Origin of the sequence: Ulvibacterium sp. (assembly GCF_965248315.1) — a bacterium.
Taxonomy (GTDB): domain Bacteria; phylum Bacteroidota; class Bacteroidia; order Flavobacteriales; family Flavobacteriaceae; genus Ulvibacterium.
Genome location: NZ_CBDFIX010000002.1, coordinates 473,620 through 486,029, shown reverse-complemented (window position 1 = coordinate 486,029; position 12,410 = coordinate 473,620). Strand labels below are relative to the sequence as shown.

General features: G+C 41.4%; 10 protein-coding genes. 7 read left to right on the top strand and 3 right to left on the bottom strand.

Annotated elements, in window-relative coordinates; all coding sequences use genetic code 11:
- Positions 1 to 182 precede the first annotated feature (182 nt).
- Positions 183 to 503 carry an ArsR/SmtB family transcription factor gene (locus tag ACP2AF_RS03640; RefSeq protein ID WP_425234882.1) on the bottom strand — a complete coding sequence of 107 codons (321 nt, stop codon included), beginning with the start codon at positions 501 to 503 and terminating at the stop codon, positions 183 to 185.
- Positions 504 to 568: 65 nt separating this feature from the next.
- Between ACP2AF_RS03640 and ACP2AF_RS03635 the strand changes: the two genes are divergently transcribed.
- Entirely contained in the window at positions 569 to 1,030 is a 462-nt protein-coding gene (locus ACP2AF_RS03635) for a DinB family protein (protein ID WP_425234881.1), read from the top strand.
- Between the two features lies 1 nt (position 1,031).
- Here the strand turns inward: ACP2AF_RS03635 and ACP2AF_RS03630 are convergent, their stop codons facing one another.
- Positions 1,032 to 1,775: a DUF3298 and DUF4163 domain-containing protein gene (locus ACP2AF_RS03630; protein WP_425234880.1), complete on the bottom strand. Its 744-nt coding sequence runs from the start codon at positions 1,773 to 1,775 to the stop codon at positions 1,032 to 1,034.
- Positions 1,776 to 1,856: 81 nt separating this feature from the next.
- Here ACP2AF_RS03630 and ACP2AF_RS03625 point away from each other — a divergent pair, with 81 nt between their 5' ends.
- The 4 genes from ACP2AF_RS03625 to ACP2AF_RS03610 all read left to right on the top strand — a co-directional run bounded on the left by ACP2AF_RS03625 (position 1,857) and on the right by ACP2AF_RS03610 (position 7,850).
- A complete protein-coding gene (locus ACP2AF_RS03625) occupies positions 1,857 to 3,014 on the top strand; it encodes a cystathionine gamma-synthase (RefSeq protein WP_425234879.1) in 1,158 nt (385 codons plus the stop codon).
- Between the two features lie 227 nt (positions 3,015 to 3,241).
- Entirely contained in the window at positions 3,242 to 4,585 is a 1,344-nt protein-coding gene (gene gdhA, locus ACP2AF_RS03620; RefSeq protein ID WP_425234878.1) for an NADP-specific glutamate dehydrogenase, read from the top strand.
- Between the two features lie 132 nt (positions 4,586 to 4,717).
- Entirely contained in the window at positions 4,718 to 5,437 is a 720-nt protein-coding gene (gene recO, locus ACP2AF_RS03615) for a DNA repair protein RecO (RefSeq protein ID WP_425234877.1), read from the top strand.
- The gene (locus ACP2AF_RS03610) at positions 5,421 to 7,850 is read left to right on the top strand and encodes a TonB-dependent receptor plug domain-containing protein (protein WP_425234876.1); all 2,430 of its coding nucleotides are present in this window, start codon (positions 5,421 to 5,423) and stop codon (positions 7,848 to 7,850) included. The genes recO and ACP2AF_RS03610 overlap by 17 nt, the downstream gene beginning before the upstream one ends.
- A gap of 52 nt (positions 7,851 to 7,902) precedes the next feature.
- Here the strand turns inward: ACP2AF_RS03610 and ACP2AF_RS03605 are convergent, their stop codons facing one another.
- Positions 7,903 to 8,244: a hypothetical protein gene (locus tag ACP2AF_RS03605; protein WP_425234875.1), complete on the bottom strand. Its 342-nt coding sequence runs from the start codon at positions 8,242 to 8,244 to the stop codon at positions 7,903 to 7,905.
- A 188-nt stretch (positions 8,245 to 8,432) separates the two neighbouring features.
- On the opposite strand from ACP2AF_RS03605, the gene ileS reads away from it, so the two are divergent.
- Both ileS and ACP2AF_RS03595 read left to right on the top strand, forming a co-directional pair.
- A complete protein-coding gene (ileS, locus tag ACP2AF_RS03600; protein ID WP_425234874.1) occupies positions 8,433 to 11,834 on the top strand; it encodes an isoleucine--tRNA ligase in 3,402 nt (1,133 codons plus the stop codon).
- 5 nt (positions 11,835 to 11,839) lie between these two features.
- On the top strand, positions 11,840 to 12,223 hold the full coding sequence (locus ACP2AF_RS03595) for a TraR/DksA family transcriptional regulator (protein ID WP_120710286.1): 384 nt from the start codon (positions 11,840 to 11,842) through the stop codon (positions 12,221 to 12,223).
- The last annotated feature ends 187 nt before the right edge of the window (positions 12,224 to 12,410 follow it).

The following is a 12,410-nucleotide window of genomic DNA, read 5'->3' as shown; positions in this document are numbered from 1 at the left end:
CCCATCAATGGTTACCGATAATAGCCATTTTTTAATAAGGCGAATTGTTTTATCACTTCTTTTCTCCGAATAATAGTCGTAATCAGGAAGCGTGCATTCCATTTTATTTCTCATGTTGTTGCTTGCCAAGGTTTAACATATTTATATTTCGCTAATTATCGATTTGAGTTTCTAAAAAAATACTAAAGTTCTTTACTTAAAGTGCAGATATAGGCTTCGATTACTTTTTCATTTCTTCTATAATAGGTCCATTTTCCATGTCTTGTTGGGATAATTAAATCCGCATTTTGCATAGACGTAAGATATGTTGAGGTGGTGGATTGTGATAATCCTGTTTTGTCCTGAATGAAACCAACGCAAACACCATCGTCAAAATGATCGATATCTTGGTGTGGCGGAAAATTCGATTCTGGATCTTTCAGCCATTTTAAGATGTTCACCCGGGTCTCGTTTGATAATACTTTACTAATTTCGACGATGTCCATGGGACAAAGATACGACATATTTATATATCTAGAATAATAGATATGTTAATTTTTTCGAATCAATTCTTTTAAAACCTCATATTTTGGAGAAACTATTCAATATCACCTTGCAAAATCGAAAAAACCTACTCAACATTTTGGAAAATACACCAAGGGACATCTTGCTAAAGATTCCAAAGGGTTATCGGAACAACATTTGGTGGAACATTGCCCACGTAGCGGTCACCCAGCAGTTATTGGTATATAACTTAAGCAATAGGCCCATGCTTGTTCCGCAGGAACTCGTGGACAAATTCAGAAAAGGAACCATACCCGATGGTACCACAACCGACGAGGAGATTAAAATGATAGCCTCCTTTTTGCTCTCCACAATAGAGCGGACGGAAGAGGACTTTAACAAAGGAATCTTTAAAGAGTTTAACGAATATACCACCAGTGCAAAAGTAACCTTAAGGGAAGTGGCCGATGCTGTCGCTTTTAATGTCTTTCATGAAGGATTACATCTTGGTGCTATCCTTTCATTGCGAAAAGCCCTGGTAAATTGAATTAGGACTTGCCTCTCCTAGCCAAGAATTTTTTTACCTCCTCATAAGGAAGGGTCAATTCCAATGGGCCATCTGCATATGAGGCAACTTCATACGGATTATAACGTAGTTGTATGCCTTTCTCGGTGAAGCCAATGTTTTCCGGAAGATGGAAGGAATCCTTCTCGAACATGAATCCGGTATGGTTGATAGACTTGTCCATAGGAATTTTTTCCTGCTCCCTGAATTTGATTTCCGCGAAACGTTCAAATTCATCTTGATTTATAAAAAGCTGCCGGTTTTCAAGCTCTTTCCCTTTAGTTTTGTCAAAATTCAAGAACTGCTTTGAGCTATAACCGTGGGCACCTCCCGTGAATATATAAGAATCAAGTTCCACGGTTAAAAGGACATTATCTTCATAAATCACATTGCCCTCGATTTTGGCTTCCCAACCTATGGTTTCATCAGAGTAGAGTCTTTTAAGCTCTAGGTAGCCATTTTTAAAGGATTTGATGGCCTCTTCAGGAGTAGATGCCGCTATGTCCTCATCAAAATTTAGAATGGAAATAGTTTCCTCTTCCAAAGCTGTATTGATGGTAGATGCCAATTTGGTATTTTCCAAGGCCTTTGGGTAAGAAACGGATACTTCGGGGCAGTCCGCACATGCATCACCATGTAAAATAAAGGGTTCAAATGTTAGTTTATCCTGATTTTTACAACTTACAAGCAATACAAATAGGCAGATAAAGCTAAATATAGGTCTCATGTAATGTTATCGTTTCAATGTTTGGGGTGTAATTGTATGCTTCCAAAGATAACGATACATTTGCACCGATAATTATATAATATGAGCGAAAAAAAATTAAAGTTCAATAGTAAGACCATTCATGGAGGGCAAGAACCGGACAAGGCCTATGGCGCCGTAATGCCTCCTATATATCAAACCTCAACCTATGCGCAGACCACTCCGGGAGGGCATCAAGGCTATGAGTATTCCCGTAGTGCCAACCCCACTCGGACCGCATTGGAGAATTCCTTGGCGAGTATAGAAAATGGAAAATATGGATTGGCCTTTGCAAGTGGACTGTCGGCTATGGATGCCGTCATTAAATTATTAAACCCTGGGGACGAGGTAGTTTCCACAAATGACCTCTATGGGGGAAGTTACCGTTTGTTCAAGCAAGTTTTTGAAAAGTACGGTATTACGTTTCATTTTATAGGGATGCAAGATGCCAACACGATTGAACAATATATCAACGATAGGACGAAGCTTATTTGGGTGGAGACCCCGACCAACCCAATGATGAATGTTATTGATATAAAAGCGGTTTCCCTTTTGGCCAAAAAACATGGCCTTTTGCTGGCTGTAGATAATACTTTTGCTACACCTTATCTACAACAACCTCTAGATCTCGGTGCAGATATCGTTATGCACTCGGCAACTAAGTACCTGGGAGGTCATAGTGATGTTGTGGTAGGTGCCTTGGTGGTCAAGGAAAAGGAATTGGCGGATAGACTCTATTTTCTTCAAAATGCCAGTGGTGCCGTTTGCGGACCTATGGACAGTTTTTTGGTACTTAGGGGGATAAAAACTTTACACGTGCGTATGCAACGCCATTGTGAGAATGGTAGGGCGATTGCAGAATTTTTAAAAGATCATCCTAAAATTGAAAAAGTATATTGGCCTGGTTTTGTGGATCATCCCAACCACGAAATTGCCAAGAACCAGATGAAGGATTTTGGCGGAATGGTATCCTTTGTGACCAAAGGAAGCAATTATGCCGATGCCATTAAGATAGTGGAAAGACTTCAAGTATTTACATTGGCCGAATCTTTGGGAGGGGTAGAAAGTTTGGCCGGTCACCCAGCAAGTATGACCCATGCCAGTATCCCCAAGGAAGAACGGGAGAAAAGTGGGGTTGTGGATGCTTTGATCCGGTTAAGCGTAGGTATTGAGGATGTCGACGATTTGATTGCAGATTTGCAGCAAGCTATAGTCCAGTAACGCTCTATTTTTTCTCGTAAATAGGAAGGGGACTAAATTTCCCTTAAAAAAGGGGTACAAAATACCCACATTGTGCTCACTTAATGGCGAGTGGGAAAGTTAGCAAGAAAGTGATATGAGGTAAATAAATTATCAAATTTTAGAAAAAAGAAGGTTTAAATTATCGAAATATCATAATTTCGCCCAGTAATTTTATTTTCATCAATAATCTGTGAACATATAAGTTTATGAAAGAAAAAATAAAAGCCTTTATGGACGAGGTGAGATCCCGGAATGGTCATGAGCCGGAATTCCTACAAGCGGTACAGGAAGTTGCTGATACAGTTATTCCATATATAGCGGATAATGAGATATATAACGGAAAGAACATTTTGTTGCGTATGGTAGAACCTGAGCGTTTGATTTCTTTTCGGGTTGCTTGGGTGGACGATGATGGGGAAATACATGTTAACCGAGGATACCGCATACAAATGAATTCGGCCATAGGGCCATATAAAGGGGGACTTCGTTTTCATCCCACGGTAAATGCCAGTATTCTAAAGTTTTTGGCTTTTGAACAGGTCTTCAAAAATAGTCTTACCACCTTGCCCATGGGAGGTGGAAAAGGAGGGTCTGATTTTGACCCCAAAGGTAAATCGGATGATGAGGTTATGCGGTTTTGCCATGCCTTTATGGCGGAGCTCTTTAGGCATATAGGTCCATTTACGGATATCCCTGCCGGGGATATTGGCGTTGGGGCTCGTGAAATTGGATTTCTTTTTGGGATGTACAAAAGAATTCAAAACGAGTTTACCGGGGTGCTGACTGGAAAGGGGTTATCTTGGGGAGGATCAAAAATACGCCCTGAGGCAACGGGTTATGGAACGGTATATTTTGCGCAGGATATGTTGCTTACCAAAAATGATGATATTGATGGGAAGACGGTGGTCATCTCCGGCTCCGGTAATGTGGCCCAGTATGCCGCGGAAAAAACATTACAGCTAGGAGGTAAAGTGGTTACGCTTTCGGATTCTGGTGGATATATCTATGATAAAGAGGGCATAGATGAGGAGAAATTAGCCTTTGTAATGGACCTGAAGAACAACAAACGGGGAAGAATTTCCGAATATGTGGACCAATATCCCTCTGCTGAATATCACAAAGGGAAAACACCTTGGGAAGTGCCCTGCGATATTGCATTGCCTTGTGCCACGCAAAATGAGCTTAACGGGGAAGATGCTACAACTTTGATTGAAAATGGGTGCATTTGTGTGGCAGAAGGGGCTAATATGCCTTCCACTTTGGAAGCTGTACATACCTTTCAGGATGCCAAAATCCTATTTGCACCTGGTAAGGCCTCCAACGCTGGTGGCGTAGCGACTTCAGGATTGGAAATGTCCCAAAACTCCCTACGTATCAGTTGGACACGGGAAGAGGTGGACGAAAGGTTAAAAGGGATAATGAAGGATATCCATGATTCCTGCATTGAGCATGGTATAGAAGCGGACGGTTATTGTAACTATGTAAAAGGAGCAAATATTGCCGGCTTTGTAAAAGTTGCCGATGCCATGTTGGCCCAGGGAGTGATTTAAGGTAAACGGCTAGACGTTCGAAATCGAAATAAGACCTGCCAGGTTTCCAAAAATCTGACAGGTCTTATATATTTATATTTATCGAACTTCATTTTTTTTCCGATTATCTTTACCGTAACCTAACCAAAACCGATGCAAGTAACCACCAAGGCCATAGTTTTATCTTCCATTAAATATGGAGATACTAGCTTGATTGTCAAGGCCTATACCCTGTCAGATGGGATAAAATCCTATTTGCTAAAAGGAGTGCTGGCATCCAAAAAGGGGAAATTGAAATCCGCCTATTTTCAGCCTTTGACCCAATTGGAATTGGTGGCCAACCATAAGAACAAAGGAACCCTGGAAAGCATTCGAGAAGTCAAGGTTTATTACCCATACCAAACATTACATACGGATATTGCCAAGAATTCCATGACCCTTTTCTTAGCGGAAATGCTGGGGAACAGTATCTATGAGGAAGAACCTAATAAAGGACTTTTTCATTTTTTGGAAGCTTCCATGCAGTGGTTGGATACGCATCAGGAAATCTTCAACTTTCATCTATTTTTTTTATTGGATTTGACGAAATATTTAGGCTTCTATCCTGATACATCTTATGCCCATGAGGCTTATTTTGATCTTCTGGAAGGGGAGTTTACAAAAATGCCATTGCTTCACCCCAATTTGACAGACAAAAATTTGGAGTACTTCAAACAGTTTTTGGGCATAAATTTTGATGGGATACATACGATCAAAATGAACAAAACCGACCGACAAGAACTCCTAAAATCCCTTGTCCTGTATTATGAATTACATTTACAGGGGTTTCGAAGGCCCAAATCGCTTGCCGTTCTAAATGAAGTATTCCGCTAGTATGCAAAGAATAACCTTCATATGTAGTCTTTTGCTATCCTGTTTTATATCCGCTCAAGAAATCAGCATTTTGGATATGGATACTAGGGGACCCGTTCTGAATGTTGCTGTTTATAACTTGGACAAATCCAAGACCGCGCTGTCCGACAATAACGGGAAGTGCGACCTTACTATTTTTGATCGGCACGAGCGTATCACCTTTAAACATTTAAGCTATGAGGTAAGGAAGGTTACTAAGGCGCAAATTTTAAGACGAGGAGGCAGAGTTTATCTAACCATTAGGGCGGAACAATTGGACGAAGTGGTCATGTCCATTTCCAAATGGGAACAGCAGAAAAAAGACGTTCCCCAAAAAATAGTCTCCATAAATTCTAGACAAATCGCCCAAGTAAATCCACAAACTTCAGCAGATCTTTTACAAAACAGTGGAAAAATTTTTGTACAGAAGAGCCAGTTGGGCGGGGGTAGTCCAATGATACGGGGTTTTGCTACGAATAGATTATTGCTTTCGGTGGATGGGGTACGAATGAACAACGCCATTTTTAGGGGGGGCAATATTCAGAACATTATTTCAATTGATCCGTTCAATATAAAAAATACGGAGGTGCTATTTGGTCCGGGATCGGTAATTTATGGTAGCGATGCCATAGGGGGGGTCATGAACTTTTATACCAAGAAACCGGTTTTTGGGGAATCGGACAGTACTTCTCTTTCGGGAAACGCCTATTACCGATTTTCTTCTGCCAATTTGGAAAATACCTTTCATGCGGACATAACTTTTGGAAAACAGAAGTGGGCCTTCTTAACAAGTACTTCCTTTAATGACTTTGGAAATCTACAAATGGGTTCCCACGGCCCAGATTCTTATTTAAGGCGGAGTTACGTAACTACACGCAATGGTGAGGACAGGGTAGTCGCCAATCAAAATCCTAGGGAACAGATATCGACAGGGTATAATCAAATTAACCTGATGCAGAAAATTGCCTTTAGACCCAATAAAATATGGGACTACAACTTAGGGCTTCATTATTCCGAAACCTCGGATTATGCAAGATATGATCGCTTGATACGTCCAGGAAACAGTGGAAACGAATTTCAATCGGCGGAGTGGTTCTATGGCCCACAAAAGTGGTTCATGGGGAATTTACAAATCGACAAAAAAGGACAGAATAAGTTCTATGATGGACTAAAAATAACCGCTGCCTATCAGCGTTTTGAGGAAAGTAGAAATAATAGGGACTTTGAAGAACCCATTCGATTCACAACAAAGGAAAGCGTAGATGCAATATCGGCCAATATCGATTTTGAGAACAAGAAAATTGGAGACCTAAGGCTTTACTATGGTGCAGGGTATATCTTTAATAAAGTGAATTCCGATGGCAGCCAAAGGAATATTGATACGAATACACTATCCAATGCGGCCTCCCGCTATCCGGATGGATCTACTTGGCAGACCGCCGCGGGATATATCAACGGGGAGTATAAGGCCAAACCAAACTTTACCTTACTCTCTGGACTACGATATAGCCATGTATGGGTAGATGCCGTTTTTGACAAGACCTTTTACCAATTTCCCTTTGATACGGCAGATTTAAGTACCGGTGCCCTTACCGGAAGTCTGGGCTTTAGCTGGTTTCCAAGGGCCAATCTACAGATAACCTGGAACGGATCAACAGGTTTTAGGGCCCCCAATATTGATGACGTAGGAAAAGTATTTGACTCCGAACCTGGATCTGTGGTAGTTCCTAATCCTGATTTGGAACCGGAGTATGCCTACAATACCGAACTGGGGATACAAAAGAATTTTGATGATAAGGTAGTTCTAAAAGGAGCTACTTTTTATACGTATCTAGTAGATGCCTTGGTACGAAGGGATTACCAATTTAATGGACAATCCCAGATAACCTATAACGGGGAACTAAGCAATGTCCAGGCAATACAGAACGCGGCCAAGGCCTATGTTTATGGATTTGAATTGGGGCTAGAGGCATTTTTGTCGGACCATTGGTCCATCATGTCAAATCTCACAATAACGGAAGGGATAGAAGAAGAAGCGGATGGCACGGATTCACCCGCCCGGCATGTGGCACCAACATTTGGCGATTTTCATGTTATTTGGAAAAACCAAAGATTGCGTACAGACCTTTTTTTAAACTACAATGGAGAAATTGCCTTTGAAGACCTAGCTCCATCTGAACGTAATAAAGCCTATATCTATGCAGCGGATTCCGATGGAAATCCGTTTTCACCTTCCTGGTATACTTTAAATTTTCGTTCTCAGTTTTCCGTATCCGATGCCATAAAGGCTTCCCTAAACTTGGAAAACTTGACCGACCAGCGATACCGCTCCTATTCCTCGGGAATAAGTGCTCCCGGTATAAACTTTGTTCTAGGCCTTGGGTATCGCTTTTAAATAAAAAAACCCCGACCATGGGTCAGGGTTTAGTAATCTTTGTACCAAGGATTTATTTGGAATCACCATCTACGGCATCCTTTACCTTATTAGCTGCATCCTTGGCCGCATCCTTTACATCTTCCCCAGCTTCCTTGGCTTTGTCCAAAGCGTTTTCACCGGCCTCTTTTACACTATCCGCGGCATCCTCCGCACTTTCTTTAACGTCCTCTCCAACCTCTTTGGTCTTTTCCATCATGTCTTCGCTCATTTCCTTAAGATCTTCGCTGGTTTCTTCCAGAGCCTCTCCGGCTTGTTCGGCCGCATCCTTGGCCTTATCCGTAGTTTCTCTGCAGGATACAAAGGAAAAACTTAGGGCCAGCATCAAAATTGAATTTACAATTAGCTTTTTCATGTTTATATGTTTGTTTAATAGTTAATGATGTATTGATATACGGTAAAATAGGTTACATGGACGCCAAAGTTTTAACAAACGGGATTTAGGCAGTGTCCGCGCCTGTTTTTCATAAGGTTACCAGTCACTTAATCCAATCAAAATTCTTAATTTTGCAGCCTCAATTTGTAGTATAGGTAAGGACCATTATGAAGTTTGTTGAATATAAAGGGTTGGATTTGCCACAAGTGGCCAAGGAAGTTCTGGACTACTGGAAAGAGAACCATATCTTCGAAAAGAGTGTTTCGTCCAGGGAAGGGAAGCCAAGTTATGTGTTTTACGAAGGACCTCCGTCTGCTAATGGTATGCCCGGAATTCACCACGTAATGGCACGTACCATAAAGGATATCTTTCCACGCTACCAAACAATGAAAGGCTTTCAGGTAAAACGAAAAGCCGGTTGGGATACTCACGGTCTGCCTGTTGAATTAGGTGTTGAAAAGGAATTGGGTATTACCAAGGAGGATATTGGTAAAAAAATCACGATCGAAGACTACAACGCCGCCTGTAAAAAAGCAGTCTTGCGATATACGGATGTATGGAACGAGATGACCGAAAGAATAGGGTATTGGGTGGATATGGACAATCCCTATATCACCTATAAATCCAAATATATGGAATCTGTATGGTGGTTGTTGAAGCAGATTTATGATAAGGGACTTATCTATAAAGGATACACCATTCAGCCTTATTCCCCTAAGGCAGGGACCGGATTGAGCTCACATGAGCTCAACCAGCCCGGTACGTACCAGGATATTACGGATACTACTGTAGTTGCACAGTTTAAGACAAAAAGAGAGACCCTTCCGGACTTTTTTAAGAATATTGAGGAAGACGTTTATTTTTTGGCATGGACGACTACACCTTGGACGTTGCCTTCCAATACAGCCCTTACCGTAGGACCAAAAATCGATTACGTATTGGTCAAAACATTTAATCAGTACACTTTTGAGCCCATCCATGTGGTTTTGGCCAAAGGATTGGTAGGAAAACTGTTTGGAGGGAAGTTTTTTGAAACTAAAGATGAAAGCGACTTCGTCAATTTCTCAAAAGGGGATAAGAAGATTCCGTATTCCATATTGGCCGAAACCAAAGGGAAAGATTTAGTAGGCATTGGATATGAACAATTGTTGGATTATGCCCTTCCTTATCAAAACCCGGAAAATGCCTTTCGGGTCATTGCCGGGGATTTCGTCACTACGGAAGATGGTACCGGGATTGTACATACGGCCCCTACTTTTGGTGCGGATGATATGCAAGTGGCCCAAAAAGCGGAACCCCCGGTTCCTCCAATGCTGGTTCTGGACAAAAACAAAAACCCGGTTCCCTTGGTAGACCTACAGGGACGGTTTCGTCCCGAAATGGGAGAGCTCGCAGGTAAATATGTAAAGAACGAATACTATGAGGAAGGTACCGCTCCCGAAAAATCTGTAGACGTTGAGATTGCCATTAAGCTCAAAGAGGAAAACAAGGCCTTTAAGGTAGAGAAGTATGTGCATAGCTATCCCAATTGTTGGCGGACGGACAAACCGATACTCTATTATCCCTTGGATTCTTGGTTCATTAAGGTCACCGAGATAAAGGACAGGATGTACGAGTTGAACCAGCAAATCAATTGGAAGCCCAAGGCCACAGGGGAGGGTAGGTTCGGCAACTGGCTGGCCAACGCCAATGACTGGAACCTATCCAGATCGCGCTATTGGGGAATTCCACTTCCTATTTGGCGGACGGAGGATGGTAGCGAAGAGATTATCATTGGTTCAGTAGAACAGTTGAAGTTGGAAATGACGAAATCCGTTGAAGCCGGATTGATGGAGAAAGATCTTTTCAATGATTTTATCGTTGGAGATATGTCCGAGGAAAATTATGAGAAAATAGATCTCCATAAAAACATAGTAGATCAAATTATTCTAGTTTCTACATCGGGCAACGCCATGAAGCGGGAAAGTGATTTGATCGATGTTTGGTTCGATAGTGGTTCAATGCCCTATGCGCAATGGCATTACCCCTTTGAGAAAGCCCAATGGGTTAATAAGGGCGAGACTTTCCCGGCAGATTTCATCGCCGAAGGTGTAGATCAAACCAGGGGGTGGTTTTACACCTTACATGCAATAGCTACTATGGTTTTTGATTCGGTGGCCTACAAGAATGTAGTATCCAATGGACTGGTTTTGGATAAGAACGGGAAAAAGATGTCCAAGCGATTTGGTAACGCGGTCGACCCTTTTAAGACGATGGAAGAACACGGCCCCGATGCCACACGCTGGTACATGATTTCCAATGCCAATCCGTGGGACAACCTTAAATTTGACATGAAGGGCGTTGAAGAGGTGAAATTCAAGTTTTTTGGTACGCTTTACAATACCTATTCTTTTTTTGCACTTTATGCTAATATAGACCAATTCGATTATTCGGAAAAGGAAATACCTTTACATGAACGCCCCGAGATAGACCGATGGATTCTTTCGGAATTGAACTCCTTGATCAAAATTGTTGATGAGGCCTATGCTGCTTACGAGCCCACCCGGGCCACCCGGGCCATATCAGAATATGTTCAGGAGAATTTGAGCAATTGGTATGTTCGTCTTTGTAGAAGACGCTTTTGGAAGGGAGATTATCAAAAAGATAAGATTTCGGCCTATCAAACCTTGTATACCTGTTTGGAAACCATAGTTAAATTATCGGCACCCGTAGCCCCATTTTTTATGGATCGTTTGTACAAGGATTTAACGGCCGCCACACGTAAAGAGGCTTTTGAAAGTGTTCATTTGGCTAATTTTCCAGTATTTGATGCTGCACTGATTGATGAAGTGTTGGAAAGTAAAATGGAAAAAGCCCAGAATATATCTTCCCTAGTGCTTTCTATTCGTCAAAAACAAAGGATTAAGGTGCGTCAACCGCTTCAAAGAATTATGATTCCGATTTTGGACGAAAAACAAAAACATGAAATAGAAGCAGTGTCCGATCTGATAAAATCGGAAGTAAATGTAAAGGAAATAGAACTATTGGATGATGCTTCCGGCATCCTTGTGAAGCAAATTAAACCGAATTTCAAAATCTTGGGCCCCAGATTTGGAAAAGATATGAAACGCATTGCCCAGTCCATTGCCAATTTGGGACAAGAGGATATCCAAAAAATTGAACAGGAAGGCGAAATATCCCTTGACATTGAAAATAAAATCATTAAATTACAGTTAGAGGATGTAGAGATTTCCTCGCAAGATATAGAAGGCTGGCTTGTGGCCAGTTCCGGCGCATTGACGGTAGCCTTGGACGTAACCATAGACGATGAACTCAAAAAAGAGGGTATCGCTAGGGAATTGGTAAACCGTATACAAAACTTGCGTAAAGAATCCGGTTTTGAGGTTACCGATAAAATCGATATAAAAATCCTAAAGGATGGATTGGTCGAAAAAGCGGTGGAAAGCAATTTAAGCTACATCAAGACAGAGACCTTGACAGCAGAACTGGATTTTGAGGAAATACTTGAAAAGGGCACGGAAGTGACCTTTGACGAAATAAATACAAAATTATTGATCGAAAAACACTAAAGGATATGGCACAGGATTTAAAAATTAGATATTCTGACAAGGATTTGGGAGAATTCAAGGCACTGATAGAAGAAAAAATAGAAAAAGCCCAAAGCCATTTGGATCTTTTAAAGAGTTCCTATATGAACGATGGTGACAATGGTACGGATGACACTTCACCTACCTTTAAGGCTTTTGAAGAAGGCTCGCAAACAATGAGCAAAGAGGCCAATACCCAATTGGCCATTAGACAGGAGAAGTTTATCCGAGACCTTAAGAATGCCCTTCTGCGTATTGAGAACAAAACGTATGGTATTTGTAGGGTAACCGGTAAGCTTATCAATAAGGAAAGATTAAAGCTTGTGCCCCATGCCACGTTGAGCATAGAGGCAAAGAATATGCAGAAGTAATTGGCCTAGAACAAGGAGAAAGACCTGTATAGTTCATTGGACGTCATAGGTTTTTGGTTTTCAGCATATGAACAAAGCACATGTGGACTGCCTAATTTTTCACCGTCCATATCCCATCTTTTGTTCTTTTGGATAGTTGATTTCGATATGCTTTCTCTTTAAGTCGATGTTAGCGGTTTTCGGAAAG